The sequence below is a fragment of the Aliiroseovarius sp. ABM4_368 genome, assembly GCF_056161205.1.
Genome location: NZ_JBSWYR010000001.1, coordinates 1,154,321 through 1,178,919, shown reverse-complemented (window position 1 = coordinate 1,178,919; position 24,599 = coordinate 1,154,321). Strand labels below are relative to the sequence as shown.

27 protein-coding genes are annotated in these 24,599 nt (G+C 58.7%); 13 read left to right on the top strand and 14 right to left on the bottom strand.

Translation table 11 applies throughout. The features are described 5' to 3' along the window. Nucleotides 1-28: 28 nt before the first annotated feature. Together ACXAH3_RS05895 and ACXAH3_RS05890 are read right to left on the bottom strand one after the other, a co-directional pair. Nucleotides 29-1,141 carry a CaiB/BaiF CoA transferase family protein gene (locus ACXAH3_RS05895; protein WP_474861116.1) on the bottom strand — a complete coding sequence of 371 codons (1,113 nt, stop codon included), beginning with the start codon at nt 1,139-1,141 and terminating at the stop codon, nt 29-31. Nucleotides 1,142-1,149: 8 nt separating this feature from the next. Next, entirely contained in the window at nt 1,150-1,731 is a 582-nt protein-coding gene (locus ACXAH3_RS05890) for a cupin domain-containing protein (RefSeq protein ID WP_474861115.1), read from the bottom strand. Nucleotides 1,732-1,866: 135 nt separating this feature from the next. Here ACXAH3_RS05890 and gabT point away from each other — a divergent pair, with 135 nt between their 5' ends. Then, a complete protein-coding gene (gene gabT, locus ACXAH3_RS05885; RefSeq protein ID WP_474861114.1) occupies nt 1,867-3,162 on the top strand; it encodes a 4-aminobutyrate--2-oxoglutarate transaminase in 1,296 nt (431 codons plus the stop codon). Between the two features lie 3 nt (nt 3,163-3,165). Then, nucleotides 3,166-4,377: an acyl-CoA dehydrogenase gene (locus ACXAH3_RS05880; protein WP_474861113.1), complete on the top strand. Its 1,212-nt coding sequence runs from the start codon at nt 3,166-3,168 to the stop codon at nt 4,375-4,377. Between the two features lie 51 nt (nt 4,378-4,428). On the opposite strand, the gene ACXAH3_RS05875 is transcribed toward ACXAH3_RS05880, so the two are convergent. Beyond that, complete coding sequence (locus ACXAH3_RS05875; RefSeq protein ID WP_474861112.1) at nt 4,429-5,565, bottom strand: zinc ABC transporter substrate-binding protein; 1,137 nt, start codon at nt 5,563-5,565, stop codon at nt 4,429-4,431. A 76-nt stretch (nt 5,566-5,641) separates the two neighbouring features. Here ACXAH3_RS05875 and ACXAH3_RS05870 point away from each other — a divergent pair, with 76 nt between their 5' ends. Genes ACXAH3_RS05870 through ACXAH3_RS05855 form a run of 4 tightly spaced genes read left to right on the top strand, consistent with a single transcriptional unit; the run spans nt 5,642 to nt 8,571 of the window. Further along, nucleotides 5,642-6,130 carry a Fur family transcriptional regulator gene (locus tag ACXAH3_RS05870; protein ID WP_474861111.1) on the top strand — a complete coding sequence of 163 codons (489 nt, stop codon included), beginning with the start codon at nt 5,642-5,644 and terminating at the stop codon, nt 6,128-6,130. Continuing rightward, entirely contained in the window at nt 6,127-6,906 is a 780-nt protein-coding gene (locus tag ACXAH3_RS05865; protein ID WP_474861110.1) for a metal ABC transporter ATP-binding protein, read from the top strand. The genes ACXAH3_RS05870 and ACXAH3_RS05865 overlap by 4 nt, the downstream gene beginning before the upstream one ends. Continuing rightward, nucleotides 6,896-7,693, top strand: coding sequence for a metal ABC transporter permease (locus tag ACXAH3_RS05860; protein WP_474861109.1), 798 nt, complete (start codon nt 6,896-6,898; stop codon nt 7,691-7,693). Before ACXAH3_RS05865 ends, ACXAH3_RS05860 begins: the two co-directional genes overlap by 11 nt. Before the next feature lie 11 nt (nt 7,694-7,704). Then, nucleotides 7,705-8,571 carry a phosphate acyltransferase gene (locus tag ACXAH3_RS05855; RefSeq protein WP_474861108.1) on the top strand — a complete coding sequence of 289 codons (867 nt, stop codon included), beginning with the start codon at nt 7,705-7,707 and terminating at the stop codon, nt 8,569-8,571. A 3-nt stretch (nt 8,572-8,574) separates the two neighbouring features. Here the strand turns inward: ACXAH3_RS05855 and pta are convergent, their stop codons facing one another. The 6 genes from pta to ACXAH3_RS05825 all read right to left on the bottom strand — a co-directional run bounded on the left by pta (nt 8,575) and on the right by ACXAH3_RS05825 (nt 15,578). Beyond that, nucleotides 8,575-9,579, bottom strand: coding sequence for a phosphate acetyltransferase (pta, locus tag ACXAH3_RS05850; RefSeq protein WP_474861107.1), 1,005 nt, complete (start codon nt 9,577-9,579; stop codon nt 8,575-8,577). 91 nt (nt 9,580-9,670) lie between these two features. Next, nucleotides 9,671-11,446, bottom strand: a complete 1,776-nt coding sequence (xsc, locus tag ACXAH3_RS05845) for a sulfoacetaldehyde acetyltransferase (protein ID WP_474861106.1) — start codon at nt 11,444-11,446, stop codon at nt 9,671-9,673. A gap of 119 nt (nt 11,447-11,565) precedes the next feature. Further along, the gene (gene pdxR / locus ACXAH3_RS05840; protein WP_474861105.1) at nt 11,566-13,044 is read right to left on the bottom strand and encodes a MocR-like pyridoxine biosynthesis transcription factor PdxR; all 1,479 of its coding nucleotides are present in this window, start codon (nt 13,042-13,044) and stop codon (nt 11,566-11,568) included. A gap of 55 nt (nt 13,045-13,099) precedes the next feature. Next, nucleotides 13,100-13,402, bottom strand: coding sequence for a hypothetical protein (locus ACXAH3_RS05835; protein WP_474861104.1), 303 nt, complete (start codon nt 13,400-13,402; stop codon nt 13,100-13,102). A 92-nt stretch (nt 13,403-13,494) separates the two neighbouring features. Next, nucleotides 13,495-14,085: a GNAT family N-acetyltransferase gene (locus ACXAH3_RS05830; protein WP_474861103.1), complete on the bottom strand. Its 591-nt coding sequence runs from the start codon at nt 14,083-14,085 to the stop codon at nt 13,495-13,497. Between the two features lie 95 nt (nt 14,086-14,180). Then, nucleotides 14,181-15,578, bottom strand: coding sequence for an aminotransferase family protein (locus ACXAH3_RS05825; protein WP_474861102.1), 1,398 nt, complete (start codon nt 15,576-15,578; stop codon nt 14,181-14,183). A 238-nt stretch (nt 15,579-15,816) separates the two neighbouring features. Between ACXAH3_RS05825 and ACXAH3_RS05820 the strand changes: the two genes are divergently transcribed. From ACXAH3_RS05820 to ACXAH3_RS05800, 5 genes are all read left to right on the top strand, one after another. After that, nucleotides 15,817-16,260 carry a GntR family transcriptional regulator gene (locus ACXAH3_RS05820; protein WP_474861101.1) on the top strand — a complete coding sequence of 148 codons (444 nt, stop codon included), beginning with the start codon at nt 15,817-15,819 and terminating at the stop codon, nt 16,258-16,260. Next, entirely contained in the window at nt 16,212-16,361 is a 150-nt protein-coding gene (locus ACXAH3_RS05815; RefSeq protein WP_474861162.1) for a hypothetical protein, read from the top strand. Before ACXAH3_RS05820 ends, ACXAH3_RS05815 begins: the two co-directional genes overlap by 49 nt. Nucleotides 16,362-16,435: 74 nt before the next feature. Further along, a complete protein-coding gene (locus tag ACXAH3_RS05810; protein WP_474861100.1) occupies nt 16,436-16,882 on the top strand; it encodes a hypothetical protein in 447 nt (148 codons plus the stop codon). Next, nucleotides 16,833-17,258, top strand: coding sequence for a MarR family transcriptional regulator (locus ACXAH3_RS05805; RefSeq protein WP_474861099.1), 426 nt, complete (start codon nt 16,833-16,835; stop codon nt 17,256-17,258). The genes ACXAH3_RS05810 and ACXAH3_RS05805 overlap by 50 nt, the downstream gene beginning before the upstream one ends. Before the next feature lie 81 nt (nt 17,259-17,339). After that, entirely contained in the window at nt 17,340-17,729 is a 390-nt protein-coding gene (locus ACXAH3_RS05800) for an acyl-CoA thioesterase (RefSeq protein WP_474861098.1), read from the top strand. Between the two features lie 3 nt (nt 17,730-17,732). Here the strand turns inward: ACXAH3_RS05800 and ACXAH3_RS05795 are convergent, their stop codons facing one another. The 3 genes from ACXAH3_RS05795 to ettA form a co-directional block, all read right to left on the bottom strand. Next, nucleotides 17,733-18,425: a hypothetical protein gene (locus ACXAH3_RS05795; protein ID WP_474861097.1), complete on the bottom strand. Its 693-nt coding sequence runs from the start codon at nt 18,423-18,425 to the stop codon at nt 17,733-17,735. An 88-nt stretch (nt 18,426-18,513) separates the two neighbouring features. Beyond that, nucleotides 18,514-19,164, bottom strand: a complete 651-nt coding sequence (locus ACXAH3_RS05790; protein ID WP_474861096.1) for a hypothetical protein — start codon at nt 19,162-19,164, stop codon at nt 18,514-18,516. A 60-nt stretch (nt 19,165-19,224) separates the two neighbouring features. Further along, nucleotides 19,225-20,880, bottom strand: a complete 1,656-nt coding sequence (gene ettA, locus ACXAH3_RS05785; RefSeq protein ID WP_474861095.1) for an energy-dependent translational throttle protein EttA — start codon at nt 20,878-20,880, stop codon at nt 19,225-19,227. A gap of 140 nt (nt 20,881-21,020) precedes the next feature. Between ettA and ACXAH3_RS05780 the strand changes: the two genes are divergently transcribed. Further along, entirely contained in the window at nt 21,021-21,617 is a 597-nt protein-coding gene (locus tag ACXAH3_RS05780; RefSeq protein ID WP_474861094.1) for a nicotinate-nucleotide adenylyltransferase, read from the top strand. Nucleotides 21,618-21,691: 74 nt separating this feature from the next. Beyond that, nucleotides 21,692-23,176, top strand: coding sequence for a D-alanyl-D-alanine carboxypeptidase/D-alanyl-D-alanine endopeptidase (gene dacB / locus ACXAH3_RS05775; RefSeq protein ID WP_474861093.1), 1,485 nt, complete (start codon nt 21,692-21,694; stop codon nt 23,174-23,176). Nucleotides 23,177-23,225: 49 nt separating this feature from the next. On the opposite strand, the gene ACXAH3_RS05770 is transcribed toward dacB, so the two are convergent. Beyond that, nucleotides 23,226-23,924, bottom strand: coding sequence for a glutathione binding-like protein (locus ACXAH3_RS05770; protein ID WP_474861092.1), 699 nt, complete (start codon nt 23,922-23,924; stop codon nt 23,226-23,228). A 235-nt stretch (nt 23,925-24,159) separates the two neighbouring features. Continuing rightward, nucleotides 24,160-24,531 (bottom strand): tellurite resistance TerB family protein, encoded by a 372-nt coding sequence (locus ACXAH3_RS05765; protein ID WP_474861161.1) that lies wholly within the window; start codon nt 24,529-24,531, stop codon nt 24,160-24,162. Nucleotides 24,532-24,599: the final 68 nt, after the last annotated feature.

Genomic DNA, 24,599 nt, shown 5'->3' with positions numbered 1-24,599 from the left:
GGCAGGCGCGTCGCGTCTGCCCCTTTTTTCATGCTTTGCGCTTGGGTAGGGTTGGTGCTGTTTGCTCCAGCTTTAACTCTGCGTCCGAGAACACCCATGGCCCACGCACACCCGGCACGCCTTCAGGCGTGATCTGCATCCCGCGATGCAGGATCTGCGGGTTCTGGAAGGTCTGTTCCATCGTGTTGATGGGGCCAGCGGGGACAGTAGCATCTTCCAAGGCTGCCAGAAGTTCGCCCATGGTCCACCCTGACAAGCTGTCCTCGATCGCTGGGGTCAGCGCATCGCGATGGGCCACGCGGTCGGAATTGGTGCCGAACCGGGTATCCGTCGCCAGATCCTCGCGTCCAATGACCTTGCAAAACCGCTGAAACTGCCCGTCATTGCCAACCGCCAGAATGATATGTCCGTCCTTCACCGGGCACACCTGATACGGCGCGATATTCGGGTGTTCGTTGCCCAGCCGCGTTGGGCTGTTCCCTGTCGCCAGAAAGTTCATCGCCTGATTGGCCATCAGCGCCGTGGCACAATCCAGAAGGCTCATATCCACATGCTGCCCGCGCCCGGTGCGGTGACGCTGTTCCACGGCGGCCAGAATGCCAATGGTTCCGTAAAGCCCGGTAACAATGTCAGTGATCGCGACGCCCACCTTCTGAGGCTGCCCTGCTGGATCACCCGTCACAGACATCAGCCCCGACAGACCTTGCAACAGAAAGTCATAGCCCGCCCGCTTGGCCCACGGCCCATCTTGTCCGAACCCTGTAACCGAGCAATAGATCAGGCGCGGGTTCAGTTTGGACAGGCTGTCATAGTCCAGCCCGTACTTGGCAAGCCCGCCAACCTTGAAGTTCTCGATCAGAATGTCGGCGTCCTTGACCAGATCGCGCACCTTTTCCTGCCCCTCGGGCGTGCGGAAATCGGCGGTAATTACGTCCTTGCCCCGGTTGGCGCAGTAATAATAGGCGGCGGTCTTGTCGCCGTCGCGCTCGATAAAGGGTGGCCCCCAGGTGCGGGTGTCATCCCCAGTCTCGGCCTCGACCTTCATCACATCTGCGCCCAGATCGGCCAGCGATTGACCGATCCACGGCCCGGCCAAGATGCGCGCGAGTTCAACGACTTTCAGTCCTTCAAGCGGGTGCATGGGTGCTCCTATAGATATGGTGGCGTGCAGGCCGAGATGACGCGCGCCGGCCGGTCCGAGATATTGCGAAACCGATGTGGCTCGCGCGAGTTGAACAGATAGGAATCGCCGGCTTTCAACACGCGGGTTTCCGCGCCCACGGTGATTTCCAGCTCGCCCTCGATCACGATCCCGCCCTCGTTGGCTTCGTGCTCGATCATGGTTTCGCCCGTGTCTGCGCCGGGCTCATAAAGCTCTTGCAGCACCTGAAGCCCATGCGCTTTCGCATCGCCCACCTGCTTAATGGTGATCATCTTCCGTGCGGCTTCATTGTCTTGATACAGCGCAGAAGTCAGGTCACGAAGCTCGCTAGGCGTGAAGAAAACCTGCTGCGTGGCGGGGGCTTCGGGCTCAAAAAACTCGGACATGGACATGTTTAGGCCGCCCAATATCTTGCGCAAGCTGGCGACGGAAGGTGACGAGTGGTTGCGTTCGATCATCGAGATCTGACCATGCGGGACCCCAGCTGCTTCGGCCAGCTGCCTTTGAGACAAGCCGAATTGCTGTCTTAGCTCTTTCAGACGGGTGCCTACGTCAAACTCATCATGCATTTTTGATCCCCTTTGCCTCGGTCATCTGGTCCCGTGGCGAGTCTCGGCTTTTCTATATCTTGCGCAAAATTTTGATAGCATTGCTCAGTATTTTGCGCAATATGAAGCGGAATCAAATCTGTCTTGGGGGTTCGCATGTCGAATACAGAAGCTCTTATGACCCGCCGCGCAGATGCGGTGGCAAACGGTGTCGCCACCCGTGGCATCTATGCTGCGCGCGCCGAAAACGCCGAACTGTGGGATGTCGATGGCAAACGCTTCATCGACTTCGCCGCTGGAATTGCGGTGAATAATACGGGCCATCGTCATCCGAAGGTGATGGCCGCCGTAGCCCAGCAGGCTGAAGCCTTCACCCACACCTGTTTCCACGTCGCCCCTTTTGAAGGATACGTGTCACTGGCAGAGCGTCTGAACTCCGCCACGCCGGGCGATTTCGACAAGAAAACCATGCTGGTCACGACCGGCGCGGAGGCCGTCGAGAATGCTGTAAAGATGGCGCGGGCTTACACAGGCCGTTCGGGCGTGATTGCGTTCTCGGGCGCGTTCCACGGCCGCACTCTGATGGGCATGGCGCTATGCGGTAAGGTGAACCCCTATAAGAAAGCCTTTGGGGCCATGCCGCCGGAGGTGCTGCACGCCCCGTTCCCGAACGCCTTCCACGGTGTTTCGGTGGAACAATCGCTGGCCGTTCTGGACAACATGTTGAAAAGCTCGATCGATCCCGAGCGTGTCGCCGCGATGATCATCGAACCCGTACAGGGCGAGGGGGGCTTTAACATCGCGCCGCCTGAATTCCTTAAAGCGATCCGCGCTATCTGCGATGAATACGGTATCGTTCTGATTGCCGACGAGGTTCAGGCAGGCATCGCACGGACCGGCAAGATGTTTGCTTTCGATCACGCAGGCGTCGCCGCCGATTTGGTGACCATGGCAAAGGGTCTGGCGGGGGGCTTCCCTCTGTCCGCCGTCACAGGCCGGGCCGAGATCGTCGATGCCGCCCCCACAGGTGGCATCGGTGGCACTTACGCCGGGAACCCGCTGGCCGTAGCTGCTTCGCACGCCGTTCTGGATGTGATCGCAGAAGAAAACCTTTGTGATCGCGCCACCGAGATTGGCGAGAAAATTAACGCCCGCCTGACCGACATCGCATCCCGTCAGGGCATGGAAGCCATCGGCGACGTGCGCGGTCTGGGCGCGATGGTGGCCTTTGAACTGGTCACGGATCGCGACACCAACGCACCCGATGCCGCCCTGACCATGGCCATCGTGGCCGAGGCCGAAGCGCGTGGTTTGATCATCTTGCCTTGCGGCACCCGTGGCAACGCCGTACGTCTGTTGCCGCCACTGACTGTTCCGGCTGATCAGCTGGACGAAGCCCTTGATATTCTGGAAGCTTCCATCGAAGCCGCCATCAACGCGAAAGGAGCCTGAGATATGGCCGATCTTGCCCCTCAATCCCGCCCCGGTCTGTCCAGCTTTAACTGGGAAGACCCGTTCCTGTTGGAAGACCAGCTGAACGAAGACGAACGTATGGTGCGCGACGCGGCCAAGGCCTATTGCGCTGAGAAACTGGCCCCCCGCGTGACCGAGGCATATGCGACCGAGACCACGGATCCTGAGATTTTCGCCGAAATGGGCGAGATGGGCCTGCTGGGCACCACCATCCCCGAGGAATACGGCGGCATCGGCGCAGGCTATGTGACCTATGGTCTGGTCGCGCGCGAAGTCGAAGGCATCGACAGCGGCTATCGCTCGATGATGTCGGTCCAATCGTCCTTGGTGATGTACCCGATCTATGCCTATGGCTCGGACGAGCAGCGCAAGAAATACCTGCCAAAGCTGGCGACTGGCGAGTGGATCGGCTGTTTCGGCCTGACCGAACCCGATGCGGGCTCGGATCCCGGCAGCATGAAAACCACGGCCAAGAAGGTCGATGGGGGATATGTGCTGAATGGCTCGAAAATGTGGATCTCGAACGCGCCGATCGCGGACGTGTTCGTGGTCTGGGCCAAGTCGGACGCGCATGGCGGAAAGATCAAAGGTTTCGTGCTTGAGAAGGGCATGAAAGGTCTGTCCGCGCCCAAGATCGAAAACAAGCTGAGCCTACGTGCATCCATCACCGGCGAGATCGTCATGGACGGTGTGGAAGTGTCGGAAGACGCGCTGCTGCCGAATGTTGAGGGCCTGAAAGGACCGTTCGGCTGCCTGAACCGTGCACGCTATGGCATCGCGTGGGGCGCGATGGGGGCTGCTGAAAGCTGCTGGCTAGCTGCGCGCCAATACGGGTTGGACCGCAAACAGTTCGGCAAACCACTGGCACAAACGCAGCTGTTCCAACTGAAGCTCGCGAATATGCAGACCGAGATTTCGCTAGGCCTTCAGGCCGCGCTACGCGTCGGTCGCCTGATGGACGAAGCCAAAGCCGCACCCGAGATGGTCTCGATCATCAAGCGCAACAATTGCGGGAAGGCGCTGGAAATCGCGCGCCATGCTCGTGATATGCATGGCGGAAACGGAATTTCTTTGGAGTTTAATGTGATCCGCCACATGGTGAACCTGGAAACGGTAAATACCTATGAGGGCACGCATGATGTCCACGCTCTGATCTTGGGGCGGGCGCAGACCGGGTTGCAGGCGTTCTTCTGATCGCTACACAGATAAAAAGAAAACGGGCGCCGCGTTGGCGCCCGTTTTTGTTTACTTGCCTTCCAAGCAGGTGGCGATGGTGTCCGCCGTGCTCCAAAGCAGATTCTCATAAAGCATCGGTCCGATTTCAATCGCTGATGCGGCTGGATCCAACACCCCGGTACCGGCTCCCGCGCTTGTCGCCAGTTCCAGCACCTGGGATTCACCCTGCGCCGGTTCCGAGAAGATGCAGGACACTTCACCGCCTTTGACCCGCTCGGAAATCTCGGCCAGCTGAGCCGCTGAGGGCGGAGCCGAGTCCCCTTCGCGGATCGCACCAAGACTGTTCAGGTCATAGTGATCCGAGAAATAGCCAAAGGCGTCGTGGAACAGCACAAAACCCTTTTCGTGAACCGGCTCAAGCCGCGCTTGAATGCGGGCGTCCAGAGCAGCGATCTTCTCTTGCGCTTCATGGGCGTTTTCGTGATAGCGCTCGGCGTTTTCGGGATCCAGCTCGGCCAGCTCTTCGGCGATGGCTTCCAACCAGACCTGCGCGTTTTTGGGCGATAGCCACGCGTGCTCGTCTACGCCTTCGACATGTTCTGCATGTTCATCATGGCCATGTTCATCATGCTTTTCATGGTCGTGATCGTCGTGATCATGTTTTTCGTGGTCGTGGTCGTGGTCGTGGTCGTGGTCATGGTCATGGTCGGCGTGTTCTTCATGCTCGTCATGTTTCTCGTGGTCATGACCATCGTGTTTTTCTTCGTCATGATCATGGCCAGCGTGATCGTCATGCTTTTCGCCTTCATGATCGTCGTGGTCATGATCGTCATGGTCTGCGTGAGCATCGCCATGGTCGTGATCATGATGCCCGCCTTCGCGCAGCACCGTACCTGTTGCGGACAACAGCGCCATGCTGTGATCCAACGATGCACCTTCGACGGCGCGCTCAAGCCACGGGGTCATGGCCGGACCAATCCAGATCAACAGATCAGCATCCGACAAGGACCGCATCTGCGACGGGCGCATTTGGAAGCCGTGCGGGTCGGCCCCTTGGGGCAGCAGCAAATCAGGTTCACCAACGCCCTCCATCACCTGCGCGGCAAGCGAGTGGATCGGGGCGAAATCGGTCACAACTTTGGGCGCTTCGGCCATCAGCAAAGTAGGGCTGAGGCACAGCGCCATCGTGGTGCGGGTTAATGTCATCGGGGCTTGCTCCGGTTTTTGTGATGTTATAGCATTTGACGGAAGTGATAATATTACACAAAATTGGTGTCAACCTATGCCGGATCCAGCCAGTGCGTTCCACAGTCATGACCATTCAACCTGCGCCAGCGACGCGCTGACCCGGGCCGAGGATATCTGCCGCGAGGCCGGTGCGCGATTCACACCTGTGCGCCGTCGCGCGCTGGAAATTCTGTTGGAAGAGCATCGCGCCATGGGGGCCTATGACGTATTGGAACGTCTGGCCGAAGACGGGTTTGGAAGCCAGCCCCCCGTTGCCTATCGCGCCTTAGAGTTCCTTGTAGATCAAGGGCTTGCCCACCGTATTCGGCGCTTGAATGCCTTTACTGCCTGTACAACGCAAGGCTGCGATCACGCGCCGGCTTTCTTCATATGCCGGGTCTGCAAATCGGTGGCCGAGATCCCCGCGCAATCGCTGCGTGCCTTGATTGATCAGGCTGGTGCAAACCTTGGTTTCGCCGTCGAACGCGCCAATGTCGAGGCGCTGGGCCTTTGTCCCTCGTGTCAGGACGAGGCCCCCGCATGACCTTGATCGAGGCCAAGGGCTTGACCGTTCGCCACGGCGCAAACACCGTGCTTGACCATGTTGATATGTCCGTAGCGCCCGGCGAGATTGTGACCATTGTCGGCCCCAACGGGTCCGGCAAAACGTCGCTTCTGCGTGCGCTTTTGGGGCTGACGCCGTCCAAAGGGAAGGTCACGCGGAAACGGGGGCTGGTGGTCGGTTATGTGCCGCAGAAACTGGCACTGGATCCCACGCTGCCGCTTCCGGTGCGCAGTTTTCTGAACCTGCCCAAGCCACACAGCGCGGACCAGATCGCGACGATGCTGGATCGTGTCGGTGTGCTGGGGCTTGAAAACCGTCAGGTACAGGATTTGTCCGGCGGGCAATTACAACGCGTCCTTCTGGCGCGGGCTTTGCTGGAACATCCCGACATCCTGATCCTGGACGAGCCGACACAAGGGTTGGACCAGATGGGCGAGGCGGGCTTTTATCGTCTGATCGAGGATGTACGCCGTGACACGGGTGTCGCCGTCCTAATGGTCTCGCACGATCTTCATGTGGTGATGAGCGCCTCGGATCGGGTGATCTGCCTGAATGGGCATATCTGCTGTCAGGGCAAACCCCATGTGGTGCAAAACGCGCCGGAATATCGCGCGCTGTTTGGACACGGAACACAAGGTGCGCTGGCACTGTATCAGCACGCGCATGACCACGAACACGATGATGGTTGCGGGCATGATCACAACCATGATCACACCCACAAAATATCGCAGGACGAGGTCGAACATGCTGGATGATTTCCTTGTCCGTGCGGCACTGGCAGCGATCGGCCTGTCCATCGCGACAGGCCCCTTGGGCGCGTTCGTTGTGTGGCGCAGGCTGGCTTATTTCGGTGACGCCACGGCGCACGCGGCCATTCTGGGCGTCGCGTTTGCGCTGATCTTCTCGGTCCCAATCAGTCTTGGCACATTGGTTGTCGCCCTTGCGATGGCGGGAGCGATCAGTTGGATGATGGCGCAGGGGCAATCACCTGACAGCGGGCTGGGCGTTTTGTCCTTTGGTGCGCTGGCAACGGGTCTGGTCGCGATATCTTTTGTGCCCAACGTCCGGGTTGATCTATCCGCCTATCTGTTCGGGGACATTCTGACCGTCACACGGTCGGACCTTCTGCTGATTTGGGGCGGTGCCGGTTTGATTGCCGGCGTCATCGCTTGGCGCTGGTCCAAACTGCTTTTGACCACGCTCAGCCCAGATCTGGCAGCGGCCTCGGGCGTGCACCCCAATCGCGAAAGCCTTGTCATCACAGTGGCCATCGCGCTGGTCGTGGCAGTGTCGCTGAAAGTTGTCGGCGCGCTTTTGGTGTCTGCGATGCTGATTATTCCAGCCACCGCCGCGCGGCGCGTGTCGTCGTCGCCCATCCAAATGGTGATCGGGTCTGTCTTAGTCAGTTGGGCCGCCAGCGGGGCGGGCTTGTGGGCCTCGCTTCGGTTGGATACGCCCGCTGGGCCATCCATCATCGTGGCAGCGGCGTTGATTTTTGTGCTGACAACCGGTTATAGGACGATCCGCAACCAATCTGTTTGATAGGACAGCCGATGACGGCCACGCTGGATCGCGCCTTCAAGATCGCCGCCTCGCGCAAACCGCGCGTAGTGCTGCCTGAAACGGACGATCCCCATATTGTCGAGGCGGCTGAACGCTTACAGGCCGAAGGGCTGGCGCAGCCGGTTCCCCTTGTCGAACTGGCCGAGCATCACGTGGATGCGCTGACCGCGAACCGTGACTTGCGCAGCGCTCTTGCAAAACGCCTTCTGGAGCGCCCCCTGATGCGTGCCGCCGCCATGGTCGCAACAGGCGAGGCCGACCTGCTGGTCGCGGGGGCCATAGCCCCCACCCGCCGCGTGATCGAGGCTGCGTCGATGGTGATCGGTCTGGATGATGGTATCAAAACGCCGTCGAGCTTTTTTCTGATGGTTCTTCCAGACGGACAAGAGTTCATCTTTGCTGACTGCGCGGTGAACGTGTCCCCAAGCGCGCAGGAATTGGCGGATATCGCCACGGCCAGCGCCAAGACGGCCAAATCCCTGTGGGGCGAAGCCGATGTCGCTTTTCTGTCCTTCTCGACCGGGCATTCCGGGGCAGGGGCATCGGTCGATCGGGTGCATGAAGCTGCTGAAATCACCGGATTTCCCGGTCCGGTTCAGGCGGACGCGGCGCTGGATATTCACACAGCACAGAAGAAACAGGCGGCTGTCAGACGTCGCGCAAATGTGCTGGTGTTCCCCGATCTGGATGCGGGGAACATTGCCTATAAATTGATGGTGCAACTGGCTGGCGCCAAGGCCTATGGCCCTATCCTGCAAGGGTTCAGAAAACCGGTTTGCGACCTTAGCCGAGGCGCAACGGTCGACGAGATCGTCGCGGCCACCGTCCTGTCAATCGCAAGTACCGACCGTCGCTAGCCCTTATTCGCTGTCGCTGGCCTGAGCTGCGGTGACGGCGATCATGTGCAGAATATCTTCCGAGGAACACCCGCGCGACAGGTCGTTGGCTGGTTTGGCCAGGCCTTGAAGCACCGGGCCAATGGCTTCGGCACCGGCCATACGTTGTGCGATTTTATAGGCGATGTTGCCGCTATCTAGATTGGGAAAAACAAAAACGTTGGCGTTGCCCTGTAGCGGGCTGTCTTCGGCTTTTCTTGCGGCCACATCCGGGACGAAAGCCGCGTCAAACTGAAGCTCGCCGTCGATCAGCAGGTCGGGCGCGCGTTCGCGGGCGGTGTTGGTGGCGGTGACGACTTTAGACACAGCGTCATGTTTCGCGCTGCCACGGGTCGAGAAGGACAGCATCGCCACGCGGGGCGTTTCGCCGATCAGTCGTTCAAGTGAATTGGCCGAGCTTATTGCGATCTGCGCCATTTCGTCAGCGGTCGGGTCCACCACCAGCCCGCTATCAGCAAAGATCATCGCGCCTTTGCGGTTGTGGTGTTCTTTACAGAACAACATCAGGAAGAACGAGGAAATCAACTTTGTGTCGGGTTTGGTCCCGATGATCTGAATAGCCGCACGAACGATATCCGCTGTGGTCGCAACAGCACCGCCAACAGTGCCGTCCGCATGGCCGGATTTCACCAAAAGGGCCGCAAAAATATGCGGCAGATCGACCGCTGCCTGAGCGTCTTCGGGCGTCACACCCTTGTGCTTGCGCAGGCTGTGGAAAAGCTCGGCCATTTCGTCGCGCAAGGGCGATGTTGCGGGGTCGTGGATCTCGATCCCATCAAGGATTTCAATCCCTTGTACCGCGAACTCGTTTTGGATGGCAGCACTGTCGCCAACCAGCCCAATGCGTGCAATCCCTTGCGATACGGCCTGATACCCCGCCGTCACAGCCCGTGGATCGCTGCCTTCGGACAGGATAATCCGCAGATTGGTGCGAGCGGCGTTCTTCAAAAGGGTCTCAAGCGGTTTCATCGGTACCTCGGGGGCTGTTTCAGGGGCAGAGTGCCGGTCAGGGCCGGCGAAAAGCTCCGGGCGCGAGGAATCCCGCGCCCAGAAAGAGTGATCATACCTGCTGCGGGCGCATGTCGTCTTTGCTGATGCCTGCCACGCGAACTGGCTTCTTCATCGCGTCGCGGCGGAAGGGCTCGCCCAGTTCCTGGTTGATCATGGCTTCGATCAGGGTGGTGATGCCGTTCTTCTGATCGATGATCGCTTGGTTCAGCGCGTCGGTCAGCTCGTCCATGGTGCGGGCGACCACGCCTTTCAGGCCACAGGCATTGGCGATGCCAGCATAGGACACTTGCTGGTCCAGCTCGGTCCCGACGAAATTGTCGTCAAACCACAGGGTCGAGTTGCGCTTTTCTGCGCCCCACTGATAGTTGCGGAAGACGACCTGAGTGATGGCGGGCCATTCCTCGCGACCAATGGCGGTCAGTTCGGTCACCGCGATGCCGAAGGCGCCATCGCCCGAGAAGCCGACGACTGGTACGTCCGGGCAGCCGATCTTTGCGCCAGCAACCGCTGGAAGGCCATAGCCACAGGGACCGAACAGGCCGGGGGCCAGATACTTGCGACCTTCTTCGAACGACGGATAGGCGTTGCCGATCGCGCAGTTGTTGCCGATATCGGACGAGATGATCGCCTCTTTCGGCAGCGCCTGCTGGATCGCGCGCCACGCCATGCGGGGGCTCATCCAGTCGGGCTTGTCCGCGCGGGCACGTTCGTTCCAGGTGGTGCCCGGATCGTCATCTTCGTGGGTCATTTCGGTCAGCTGCTGGGCCCACGCCGATTTCTTCTGCGCTATATTGGCTTTGCGTTCCTCGCGGCCCGCGTCACCGGCTGTGTCGGAAAGCTGTGCCAGAATGCCTTCCGCGACTTTCGCGGCGTCACCGATGATGCCAACCGAGACCTTTTTGGTCAGGCCAATGCGGTCCGGGTTGATATCGACCTGAATGATCTCGGCGTCAGCGGGCCAGTATTCCATGCCATAACCGGGCAGGGTCGAGAACGGGTTCAAGCGGGTGCCAAGGCACAGAACGACGTCGGCTTCCTTGATCAATTCCATGCCCGCTTTCGAGCCGTTATAGCCCAAGGGGCCAGCAAACAGTGGGTGCGAGCCGGGGAAGGCGTCGTTGTGCTGATAGCCAACACAGACAGGCGCATCCAAACGTTCAGCCAAAGCTTTCGAGGCTTCGATGCCACCCTTCGACAGAACGACGCCTGCGCCGTTCAGGATGACCGGGTTCTTGGCGTCCGAAATCAGCTTGGCCGCTTCGGCAACCGCATCAGCGCCGCCTGCGGGGCGCTCGAACTCGACAATCGCGGGAAGCTCGATGTCGATGACTTGGGTCCACATGTCACGTGGGATGTTCAGCTGAGCAGGCGCCGAAGCGCGCTTGGCGTTCATGATCACGCGGTTCAGAACCTCGGCCACGCGGGTCGGGTCGCGGACCTCTTCCTGATAGGCCACGCAGTCGGCGAACATGCGCATTTGTTCCATTTCCTGAAAGCCACCCTGACCGATGGTCTTGTTTGCGGCTTGCGGGGTGACCAAGAGCAGTGGCGTGTGGTTCCAGTATGCGGTTTTTACGGCGGTCACGAAGTTGGTGATGCCGGGGCCATTTTGCGCAATCATCATCGACATCTTGCCGGTCGCGCGGGTATAGCCGTCGGCCATCATGCCGCCCGAGCCTTCGTGGGCACAGTCCCAGAAAGTGATGCCAGCATCGGGGAAAATGTCCGAAATCGGCATCATTGCGGATCCGATAATACCAAAGGCATGTTCGATCCCATGCATCTGAAGCACTTTTACGAAGGCTTCTTCGGTGGTCATTTTCATCTTGGCGTTCTCCATTGAAATGATGATATGGGGCAGAGGAGTTACCTTCGCCCTGCAGTCTGTTTTCCTGTGGCTTTTTTAGCAGCAGACCTGTTTGCCTATAGGGCCAGATACATCGGCTATCTGGCGCCAGGCGCTACTTTGTTGGCAATTTCGTCGGCGATCAGAGAAATCCCCTCGGGGATACGTGCCGCTGGGATCGAGCTGTAGGCGATCCGATAGAAATTTGTGGGTTGGTTGGGGCCGCGGAAGAAGGGCGTTCCGGGTTCGATCAAAACGCCTTTGTCTTTGAGCGATCCAGCCAACTGGCCCATATCCACGCTTTTCGGTGCGCGCATCCAAAAGGCCGACCCCCCAAAAACTCCACGCCCGGCGATGGTCAGGCCTGAGGTCTCAATCGCCTGATTCATCACCTCGCGCCGCTCTTGATACGCGCTTCCCATACGCCGGATCAGCGCGTCATAGTGCCCAAGCGACAGGAAATAGGCGACGGTGCGCTGGATTAATCCTGGTGGGTGGCGCAGCACGGCCGAGCGCAGCGCGCGCGCCTCTCGGATGAAGGGCTCGGACCCGACCATGTATCCCAGCCGCAGCCCGGGAAACAGCGATTTTGAAAAGCTGCCCACGTAGACGACCCGCCCTTCACGGTCTAAAGACTTCAGCGCGGGCGAGGGGGGCTTCAGGAACGACATTTCGAAATCATAGTCATCTTCGACGATCACTGCGTCCAATTCCTTGGCGCGCGCCAGAAGCGCCTTGCGTCGCTCGATTGGCATGGTGGCGGTGGTCGGGCTGTGGTGGCTGGGCGTGGTAAAGATGACGTCGGTGCCATCAGGCAGCATCTCGGGCGGAAGACCGTCGCGGTCTACCGGAATATTCACCAAATGGCAGCGGCTTTGGGTCAGCACGTCGCGCAGGGAATAGTAACACGGGTCTTCGATGGCCGCCGTGCGCCGCTGTGTCAGCAGGATCTGCGCCGCCATCCACAAAGCGTTTTGCGCACCAAGGGTGATCAGGATTTCTTCGGGCCGGGCCAGAATGCCACGCCGGGGTAGGATGTGGCGGGCGATGAATTCGATCAGTTGCGGGTCGTCCTGATCATAGTAATCGCCCATCATCACCGCATGATCCTTGTGACCAAGCGCGCGCAGGGCACACAGCCGCCACGCGTTGTGGTCAAACAACTTGGGATCGGCCTGCCCATAGATGAACGGGTACTTATGTTGCCGCCAGTTTTGCGGCTTCGTTGGCGTGCTGCCGCCGGTGAAATGGTTGCCAATGGCGCGATGCCAGTCGACCTTGTCTTCGCCGCGCGCACGGGGCTGAAAACTGGGTGGTTCCGGTGCGTTATCCGACACATAGAAGCCCGACCGCCCCTTGGAGGACAGGTAGTCGTTTGCCTGAAGTTCGGTATAGGCCAGCGTGACGGTGATACGGCTAACCCCAAGATGGGCCGACAATTTCCGGGTCGAAGGCAGCTTTTCTCCGCGGGGCAGGCGACCCGACAGGATCGCCTCGGCGATCATTTGTTGGATCTGGGCCTGAAGCGTACCTTGCGCGTCGGGGTCCAAGAAAAAGGTCTCTACGGGTGCTGCCATGAGGCGCAGCATATATTGGACCTAGTTGGAGTGCAATCTGGATATACCCGAAATCTTAGCGATTTGACGAAATCCACGCGGACATCAGCCCCGCATCGCGAAAACACTCATCCGGAACAGACCGGCGCTTGGCCCGTGCAATACGTTCCGCATAGGCCACCTGTTTCGAGGTCGCCCTAGTATCACGCGGCTGCGACGCGCGGGCTTTCAGCCTCGCCTGATGTTCGCCAATCCAGCCTGACAGGGCTACGCGGTCCTGTGCAACATCCGCAGGAATTGCCGCGCCAAGCTTGAATGCAATCGCGCGTGCATAATCAGTCTGTTTTGGCGTCGGGGGCAGGCTTTGGGGCTGGGCCATAGCGTGTTCCTTTGTTCTCAATCAATGGGAACAAATATAGAACAAAATGGTTAATTGTCCAGCCCCGCAGGATCACGGGTTGGTGAGCGCCCTTATTTCCTTGGCTTTTCAAGCCGCCATGTCAGGTTGGCCCGCACCGCAGGCCATTCCGATGCGATGATCGAATAAACCGCTGTGTCGCGCAAAACACCGTTGCCCTGATCCATGTGGCTGCGCAGAACCCCATCCAGTTTCGCCCCCAATCGTTCGATGGCGGCACGGCTTTGGTGGTTCATGAAATGGGTGCGAAACTCGACCGCGATGCAGTTCAGATCGTCGAAGGCGTACGACAAAAGAAGCCGCTTCGCTTCGGTGTTCAACGGGCTGCGCTGAACCGAGGTTCGATACCAGGTCGATCCGATCTCGACCCGTTTGTTGTCGGCATCGATATTCATGAAAGTGGTCATGCCGACGGGGGTGCCATCCGGTGTCATTACGCAAAAGGGCAACATCGACCCAGCGTTCTGCAAGGACAGCCGGCGGGCGATTTCATCTTCCATGTCCTCGGGTTTGGGAACTGTTGTGTACCACAGGCGGTGCAACTCGCCGTCTGCGGCAGCGTCTTTCAACGCGGGCGCATGATCAACGCTGAGAGGTGCAAGAATGACGTGAGTACCGGTCAGCGTGATGGGGGCGGGCCACATGATGTAAGTCCTTTGGCAATATTTGAAGCGCAAGAAAAAAGGCGGCTCATATGCCAGAGCCGCCTTTAGTATTTAGTCAACACGGTTGGGTGGGATCAACCAAAGACCTTGGTCAGCGCGTTGTCGACGGCTTCGCAGATCCGATCAATGTCCTGCTCGGTCGCGATAAGGGCCGGGCTGAAGCACAGCGTGTTGTTCTTTCCGGGGACCGATCGGTTGGTCGCCCCAATGATCACGCCCTGCGCCCCACAATCTGCAACGACCGCACCTACATCGGCCTCGGCCACGGGCTCTTTGGTTTCGCGGTCTTTGACCAGCTCGACTCCAAGGAACAGACCCTTACCGCGCACGTCACCGATGACGGCATGCTTGTCAGCCAGCGCCTTCAGATTGGCCAGCATCCGCTCGCCCATCTTGGTGGTGTTCTCCAGCAGGTTTTCGTCTTCGATGATGCGCAGGTTTTCCAAAGCAGCAATCGGACCAGCGGTGCAGCCCCCAAAGGTCGAGATGTCGCGGAAATAGCTCATCGGGTCCGAGGGGTCTTCCTTAAACATGTCAAACACGCGTTCGGTGGTCACGCAGCAGGCAATCGCCGCATAGCCCGAGGCCACACCTTTGGCCATCGTCACAAAATCGGGCTTGATGCCATAGTGCTGATAGCCGAACCACGTGCCGGTACGGCCTAGTCCGCAGACGACCTCGTCAATGTGCAGAAGGATGTCGTATTTCTCGCAAATCTCTTGCACGCGCGGCCAGTACCCTTCGGGGGCTTCGATGACGCCACCACCCGCGGTGATCGGCTCAAGGCACAGCGCACCGACAGTGTCGGCGCCTTCGCGCAGGATGACTTCTTCAATGGCATCGGCAGCGGCGCGGCCGAACTCGGCGCCCGACAGATGCTCCAGCCCCAGCTCATGCTTGCGATATTCCATACAATGCGGCACACGGACGAAGTCAGGTGCGAAGGGGCCGTATTGCGCGTTGCGTTCATCCTGACCGCCCGCTGACATGGTGGCCAGGGTCGAGCCGTGATAATCGCGGTCGCGATACAGGATCTTGGTCTTCTTGCCGCCATATTTCTTATGTGCAATCTGGCGGATCATCTTGAAGGCTTTTTCATTCGCTTCAGATCCCGAGTTCACGATATAGACGCGGCTCATTCCCGGCATCTTCTCGATCAGTTTCTCGGAAAACAGCGCACCCGGAATTGAACCGGCGGCGGCTGCGAAATAGTTCATCTTGACCAGCTGATCGCGTACGGCATCGGCGATGGTTTCACGGCCATAGCCGACATTCACGGTCCAGACTCCACCTGATACGGCGTCGATGTATTCTTTGCCGTTCTGATCCCAGACGCGCATGCCTTTGCCTTCGACGATGATGCGCGGATCGCTGGATTCAAAAGGTTTGTGCTGGGTCAGGTGGTGCCAGACATGGGCCTTGTCGGCCTCGACCACGTGGCTGATGTCGTTTTCTTTGATTTGACCGTCCATGACGTCCTCCGGGTTTGAAGGTTCCCCGTGCGAAGCGGGCCGTGGGAACAGTGATTCATTGATCAAATATCTTCTCGGAATTTAGAAACGAAAATAGGGCCAGCCGTTGATTAGAATATGTCCAGAATGGGCCGCGATTGGCGCGTGTTTCTGGGAAGGGTGGCTTACCTTTTCTGAATTCTACCACGGTTCTTCAGCGAATGCTGGAAATTGCGGCAGGAATTGCTTAACTGCGCGTATGGCTGGTCAAACCGTAACCGTTCTGAATGCAATTCTTGCGTCTATCGATAAGGGCGAACTATCGCCCGGTGAATCGATCGACGAAAACGCGCTGATTGCGCAATACGAAGTTTCGCGCACACCGCTGCGCGAGGCGCTGTTGCGGCTGGAAGCAATGGGGCTGGTAACGCGTCCGCCGCGTAAAGGGGCGGTGCTGTTCAAACCTAGCTTCGAAGAGTTTCTGGCCATTTTGGAAGTAAACGCTCAGCTGGAGGGGCAAGCCGCTGGGTTGGCGGCGCGCCGGATCGGGGCCGAGGATGGCGCGGATCTGATGCAGATTGTTGAAGCCTGCGAGGCCCATGCCCGTGACAAGGGGGATGACGACCCGAACGGCTATTACACGATGCCAACGGGCTGTCCGCCTTCATCGACGAGATCCGCGCCCATTGCCCCGACAACGTGACGCTGATCGAGCTGGATAGCCATATCAACGACGACGTGTTCTCGGACCGGGTGCTGGCCGAGTTCGATGCCTGGCTCGCCGCAGGCATTGTATCGGCCTGAGACAACTTGTTGCACCTGCAATGAATTGCAATTTCCGAGCGACAGGTATTTACTACCGGTGTTAAGGAGTGAACATGCCACACCTGTCTTTCGAATACAGCAACGGTCTGGGTCAGCGGGCAAACTTGCCAGCACTGGCTGAAACCATGCGCGCTGCATTGGTCGCCACGGGGCAATGCCCCATCGGCGGCATCCGCGTGCGTGGGTTCGAAGCGGATGTTGATGCCATTGGCGACGGGGCAGGCGGGTATCACTTCCTTGATATGATCCTAAGGCTTGGGCAGGGACGGGACGAGGCCACGCGCGAGGCCATCGCCGACACCCTTTACAGCGCGGTTGAGGACGCGCTGCGCCCGCAGATGGGCGATACGCCTTTCATTCTAAGCCTTGAGGTTCAGGAAATCACAACCCGCTTCAGCAGCAAAAGCTGGAGCACGATCCACGCGGCCATCCGCGAAAGGACTGATAATGATGAAGAAACTCGATCGCGCACTGCCTCTGGCTCTCCTCCACGCCCGTGAGGCAACCCTGAAACCCTTCCGGCAGGAACTTGATGATATCGGTCTGACCGTCCAGCAATGGCGCGTCATTCGCGTGCTGGCCGAAGGCAAGGCTTGCTGCGCCACGGAACTGGCCGACCGCTGCGTTTTGATGCCCCCCAGCCTGTCGCGCATCCTGAAAACCCTGACCGAACGCGGGCTGATCGAACGCGTCGAAGACAGCGACGCGCGCCGCCGCCGCGTGCAGATTTCGACGACGGGCTGCAAAAAATACACTGCCATGTCGCGGAAAGCCGCTGGGATTTATGAGGATCTTGAGGGCCGTTTCGGGACCGAGAAAATGGAAACGCTTCTGGATCTGCTGAACGAGCTTTCGGACGTGGCCCGCGCGGCCTGATCTGGTCGATGTAAACGGGGCTTGTGTCCTGGGGGGCGGGCTGTAACCTTACCGCAAGGTCACACGAATACAGGAGCCCCCATGCCCGACACACAAACCGAACCCGAAGGCGAGATCGTCCTGCGCACGCTTGCCATGCCCAAGGACACCAACGTGGCCGGAGATATCTTCGGCGGTTGGGTTCTGTCGCAAATGGACATCGCAGGCGGTCTGATGGCGGGCGAGTACGCCGAAGAACGCGTTGCCACCGTGGCCGTGGACGCCATGAAATTCATCGCCCCGGTGAAAGTGGGCGACGTGCTGTGCGTCTATGGCAAAGTCGGACGGGTCGGCACCACATCCATGTCCATCGAGCTGGAAGCCTGGGTCCGCCGAGGCCGCCACGGAGGCCGCCACAAAGTCACCGAGGGCGTCTTTGTGTTTGTGGCGCTGGATGAGAACGGGCAGCCAGTGGCGGTGGAGAAGGGGTAGCGATTAGTACACGAACTCTCCTAGAAAGCGGACGGTGTTTCCACGAACAAGCATCGTCCGCCCAAAGCTGCGAGAACTGCGCAGTCGTGTTAGATCATTAACGATTTGTTGATCATCATCCGAAAGCTTGTCACCGTCACACTGGCCTTTTGCCTCCCAAAGCGGACGGGAAAATCCGGTTGAAACGCCTTGTGTCAAAAGGCGTTCGGTCAGCGCATCTTCTTTGACGATCTTCTGATCAACCATTGTCTGCAAAACTGCGGCCAACAACTCGGCGCTTTGTTCGAATGTCATATCCCCCACAGGCTTTCGCGCCTCGGTTACTTGGTTGTCCGTCATGCAGCGTTTGGCGACAAAGGCCCAGTCATGAATGACATAGGCCGGGGCATAGGCCCAAGGTGCAAAGCCTTTGAAAATTTGAAGCGGGCGCGGGATTGAGCCACCATCAGTGTAAATCGGCTCGGGTCGAAGCACGCGCTTGGTTTGGTCAAAGGTTGAGGTGTAGGTGAACGTCAACTCGCGTCCGGGCGAGGGGATGTAAATGAACCGACCATCCCCAAAACCTGTGTCGTTCCCACCAACCCAATAGACCAGAACACCACCGCTTAGTATCCCTTTCGGGGCCTTGTCATAGGGAAATGAGGCGCAGCCGAGGACGGTAAGAAGAAGCGAGATCAGTATGAATGGCCGGAGCATAATACTCTCCTTAAATAAGAGGAGTATGCCATAAATGCAGGTTTGGCGCTAGGGACGGGCGGTGTTCAACACCTAAAGTCATCCAATGTTAGCTCAAATCTAGCAGCTGTTTCAGATTGCGAAGTGTTAGCTCAGCGAAACCAATCGAATGGATTTGAGGGCGCCCACGTATTCCCCTTGCTAGCGTTCTTGGATGCCGTTGAGTGCTCGCGCTTGTGCTGCCAGCCGCAAGCCTTCCTTCTAGGTACTGTTTTTCTTTTTCTGTTACGCCGCTATTTCGTCCACGAACCGGAAGAACATAGAATCGCCACTGGTTTGGGTCTTTCTGATCAGCTCGTCTTGAATCGCTCTCTGGGTGCTCGCAAAGGATGAATGCATCACAAAGAAACCCACGTGACTCGCATGGAATCCCACGCTCCTCGAACTTCAGATACTTTGATAGATTTCGGTAAGTCAGGTTAAAGGCACCTTTGGACTGAATTCCATCATGAAGGTTCCATGGCTGAAGGCTAGCTGTATTCTTCACTTGAATTCGAATTCTTTCTGGAAAACTCGCAGTCAGCGGGCCTATTTGAAGGTCCCAAGGGAACCAGCCATCTCCGACAATAGAGCATTCTTGTCCCAACGCTTCTGCAACCATTGCTTCGCACCAGAACCCTCGAAAGCTATTGTCTAGGATCTTGTCCTTGAAAAGGTGGTCGGTAAGACGCTTCTGAATTTTTTCGGTCGATATACTCATTCGTTGAAAAGCTCGGTTGCAATCCCATCAAACAAAACGGCCCCCGAAGGGGCCGCTCTTTTACCTCGTAAACTTCTTATGCTTCAAGCGCTTGGGCTCCAGTGCGTCCGGTCCCAGCCTGCGCTTCTTGTCCTCTTCGTAATCCTCGAAGTTGCCTTCGAACCACTCCACATGGGCGTCGCCTTCGAAGGCCAGGATGTGGGTACAGATACGGTCAAGGAAGAAGCGGTCGTGCGAGATGACGACGGCGCAGCCGGCGAAGTCTACCAGCGCGTCTTCCAGCGCGCGCAGGGTTTCCACGTCCAAGTCGTTGGTCGGTTCGTCGAGGAGGAGCACGTTGCCGCCCTCTTTGAGCAGACGCGCCATGTGCACGCGGTTGCGCTCACCGCCTGACAGCAGGCTCAGCTTCTTCTGCTGATCGCCGCCTTTGAAGTTGAAGCTGGAACAATAGGCGCGGGAGTTCACCTGCGCGTCGCCCAGTTCGATGATCTCGGCGCCGCCGGAAATCGCTTCCCAGACGGTGTCGCCATCATTCAGGTCATCGCGCGACTGGTCGACATAGGACAGTTTCACGGTGTCGCCAAGCTCCACGGTGCCTTCGTCTGGCTGTTCCTGACCGGTCAGCATTTTAAAGAGCGTTGATTTACCGGCGCCGTTGGGACCGATCACGCCGACGATGCCGCCGGGGGGCAGCGAGAAGTCGAGGTTCTCGATCAGAAGCTTGTCACCCATGGCTTTCTTAAGGCCTTCGACCTCGATCACCTTGCCGCCCAGACGGGGGCCGTTGGGGATGACGATCTGAGCGCGGCCAACTTTGTCACGCTCGGACTGGTTCGCCATCTCGTTATAGGCGGCGATACGGGCCTTGGATTTGGCCTGACGGGCTTTCTGACCCTGACGCATCCATTCCAGCTCGCGCTCCAGCGTTTTCTGCTTGGATTTGTCTTCGCGGGCTTCTTGCTCAAGCCGTTTGGCTTTCTGCTCCAACCACGCCGAGTAGTTGCCTTCGTAGGGAATGCCCGAGCCACGGTCGAGTTCAAGGATCCAGCCGGTGATGTCATCCAGGAAGTAACGGTCGTGGGTCACGATCAGGATGGTGCCTTTATAGTCGATCAGGTGCTGTTGCAGCCACGCGATGGTCTCGGCGTCCAAGTGGTTGGTCGGTTCGTCGAGCAGCAACATGTCGGGCGCTTCCAACAGCAGCTTGCACAGCGCGACGCGGCGTTTCTCGCCGCCCGAGAGGGTCGTGACGTCCGCGTCATCGGGGGGGCAGCGCAACGCCTCCATCGACACGTCGATCTGCGCGTCCAGATCCCAAAGGTTCTGGGCGTCGATCTCGTCCTGCAGCTTGGCCATTTCCTCGGCGGTTTCGTCCGAGTAGTTCATGGCGAGTTCGTTATAGCGCTCAAGAATGGCTTTCTTTTCTGCGACGCCCTGCATGACATTGCCGCGCACGTCCAGCGACGGGTCCAGCTCGGGCTCTTGCGGCAGATAGCCGACTTTGGCACCCTCGGCGGCCCAAGCCTCGCCCTGAAATTCCTTGTCAATGCCCGCCATGATGCGCATCAGCGTCGATTTACCGGTGCCGTTTACGCCGACGACGCCGATTTTCACGCCGGGTAGGAAGCTGAGGCGGATGTTTTCAAAGCATTTCTTGCCACCCGGATAGGTCTTGGAAACGCCGTCCATGTGGTAAACATATTGATAAGCGGCCATGTGAATGCTCCGTTGCGTGGGCTCTTGCCCGTTGTTCCGTACACGCAGGTTGATTTGCGCGGTTCCCATGCAAATAGCGATTTCGCTGGACGAGGGCAATTGCCACACGCTAGGGAAGTTGCGGTTTTCACAGGTGGGCGATGCGTCACGAATTTCCATACGCGCCGGCAGGGCAGGTGATTGGCCTTTTGGGTGGTTCTTTTGATCCGGCTCACGAAGGCCATGTTCACATTACGCGCGAGGCACTGAAACGGTTCGGGCTGGATCAGGTGTGGTGGCTGGTCACGCCGGGTAACCCGTTGAAAACGCAGGGGCCTGCGCCTTTGGATCAGCGCATGAAACACGCTCGCGAGATGATGCAGCACCCACGGGTGAGGGTGACCGATGTCGAGGCGCATACCGACACGCGTTATACAGCGGAAACGCTGGAAGCGTTGATCGCGCGTTACCCGGGGGTGCAGTTTGTCTGGCTGATGGGCGCCGACAATCTGGCCGATTTCCACCGATGGGAGCGGTGGGAGTGGATCATGTCAAACATCCCCGTTGGTGTTCTGGCGCGACCGGGGGACCGCGGGGCTGCGCGGATGTCCAAGGCGGCGCGCCGGTTTCGGGCGGCACAGATCACCGGGCGGCAGGCGGCGAAACTGCGCGTGTCACAAGCGCCCGCGTGGACCTTGGTGAATGTGCCGATGCTGGATGTCTCGTCTTCGCAGATCCGGGCGCGCGGCGACTGGTAGACCTATCAGAAAGAACATGCCGAAGCGCGGGATTCTGGGTTGAATGCCCGGACGCCAGAGGCTTAACTCGCCCCATGACGAACCTTTTTTCACGACGCGCATTTCTGGCGGGGATTGGGGCAGGCGTGGCGACGCCTGCGTTTACCAATGCGCCTGATACCTCGTTGTTTCCAATGCCGAAACCGGGCGATTATGCCAAAAGGCGCCTTCCTTCGGTCGCAGCTTTGGTCGCCGACGCCGGGCTTGGTGGCAAGATCGGGTTCATGGTCGCAGACGCGCGCAGCGGAGAGGTGTTGGAGGTTCACAACCCCGTGCTGCCCTTGCCGCCAGCCAGTGTGGCAAAGTCCGTGACAGGGGCTTATGCCCTGTCGGTTTTTGGCGCGGCACATCGCTTTCAAACGCGCTTGATGGCCACCGGGCCGGTGCAGAATGGGGTCATTCAAGGCGACCTGATCCTTGTGGGCGGGGCGGACCCGACACTGGATACGGATGCCCTGTCAAACATGGTGAAGGATCTGCGCACGCAGGGCGTCATAGGGATTACCGGCGCGTTCTATGTGAACGGAACTTATCTTCCATATCAACGGGTTATCGATCCCGGGCAGCCAGATCATCTGGGGTATAATCCTTCGATTTCCGGGCTGAACCTGAACTTCAACCGGGTGCATTTTGAATGGAAGCGCGAAGGGCTGGGATGGAACGTCGCGATGGATGCGCGATCCGCGACGCTGCGCCCGGCGGTGAAGGTTGCGCAAATGCAGGTGGTGGACCGCAAATTTCCGATCTTTACCTACAAGGATTCGGCGGGCGTCGACAGTTGGACTGTTGCGCGGGGTGCGCTTGGTAAAGGTGGATCGCGTTGGTTGCCGGTGCGGCGGCCTGACATTTACGCGGGCGAGGTGCTTCAGGTGCTTGCGCGCGCACACGGGGTGAAACTGCCTCGACCCATGGCGCAAGAAGGCGTGGCGACGGGTGAGGTTTTGGTCACGTACCAATCCGGCCAAGTTTCAGAAATCGTTCAAGGAATGCTGAAATACTCGACCAACCTTACGGCCGAGGTCGTGGGCATGGCTGCCAGCGTTCAGGCGGGGGGAACCCCGGCGGATCTGGCGGGATCGGCGGCCATGATGTCGGACTGGTCGCATGGGGCATTGGGCACGCGCCGTTTGAAGTTCGCCGATCACAGCGGGCTGAGCGATCAATCCATTGTCACCGCACGCGATATGGTTAAGGCGTTGATTTCACTGTCACCTGACGGGGATCTTGCGCCGCTTTTGAAGAACATCCAGCCGAATTCCAAGCTGCTACCGGATGGCGGAAACCACGTGATCCGGGCCAAGACCGGTACGTTGAATTTCGTGTCCGCGCTGGCGGGCTATGCGACCACGCCAAATGGGCGCGAGCTGGCATTTGCGATCTTTACAGCGGATATGAAACGACGCGAGGCAATACCGAAGGCGTTCCGGGAGCGTCCAGAAGGTGCGCGGGGATGGAGCCGCCGGTCGCGGCGCCTTCAGCACGATCTGATTGCCCGCTGGTCGGTGCTGTTCGAGACATGAAAAAAAGGGGCCGTGCGGCCCCTTTTGAATTTATGATTGTCTAGCTTTGCTAGGGCTTTGCCGGCACATCCACCGCGATTTTCGACGCCGGACGATCCGCGCAAGTCGTGTGCCAGCGCAACACATTGGGGAAGCTTTCAAGTTCCAGAATTTCGCCAGCGTTATAGCCGGTAAACAGCGCGCGGACCCAGGGCCAGATGGCGATGTCGGCGATCGAATACTCATCGCCAGCCACAACCTCGCGCCCGTCCAGACGTTTATCGAGAACACCCAAAAGGCGCTTGGCCTCGTCGCGGTAGCGTTCTAGCGGGCGCTTGTCTTCGATCTCTTTCCCTGCGAAGGCATAAAAGAAGCCGAATTGGCCCAGCATGGGGCCAAAGCCACCCATTTGCCACATCAGCCATTGCAGAACTTCTGCCCGTTTGGCGGGGTCGGTGGGAAGGAACTTCTCTGACTTTTCAGCCAGATATATCAAGATTGCGCCGGTTTCCCAAAGGGCCAATGGCTTCCCGTCCGGGCCGTTGGGATCGATGATCGCCGGGATCTTATTGTTTGGGTTCAGCGACAAAAACTCGGGCGTGAACTGATCGCCATCCATGATTGAGACGCGATGCGCCTCGTAAGGCAGGCCAGTTTCTTCCAGCATTGCGGACACTTTCACACCGTTGGGCGTGGGCAGAGAATAAAGCTGGATGACGTCGGGCCGGGTGGCGGGCCAGCGTTCGGTGATTTTGAAATCTTGCAGCATGGATGTTCCTGAAGTTGATACCTTTGAAGGCGGAAAAAGCCGGGCTTTAATCCTGCTAAAGGTGCTGTGATGTTGTGTTGAAGCCGAATATGGGCCGAACACGGCATGGCTTCAAGACGTGGGATGTTCACGGGCGCGTGGTGACTTTTCAGACACGGGTTTGGACAGGGGCGCAGGGGAAAAGATAAAGGGGCCGCGTGGCCCCTTTGCGTCGTTTTAGCTGAAAAAAGCCGCCTTATAGCGACATGTGACGAGCACGTGCCCCACGTTCGATCGCGGCGGCATGCAGGCGGTCGATGCTAAGCTCATAGCGGATTTCTTCCAGAATGCGCAGTTCGGGCCCGTGCAATACGCCATCAGCGGCGGCGACGTCACAGGCCAGCGCATATGCGGTTTCCCATAGACCTTCAGGCAGGTTGTCGCGGACAAGACCGAACAGCGCATCCAAACCATCTTCGACCGCGAAGAGGTCAAATACCGTTTGCGACACGGTTTTGAAGCGGTCGGGGTCATAGGTCGCGAAGACGGGCAGGTGGTTGACGATACGCTCGATGGTCAAAAGCTCGGCGGACGTGATTTCTTCATCTGATGCTGACACTGCCATCATTACGGCGATCAGACAGTCCTGAGGGGTCAGGGAATGGGGAATATCTTGCACTTGGAATTGCTCCTCTG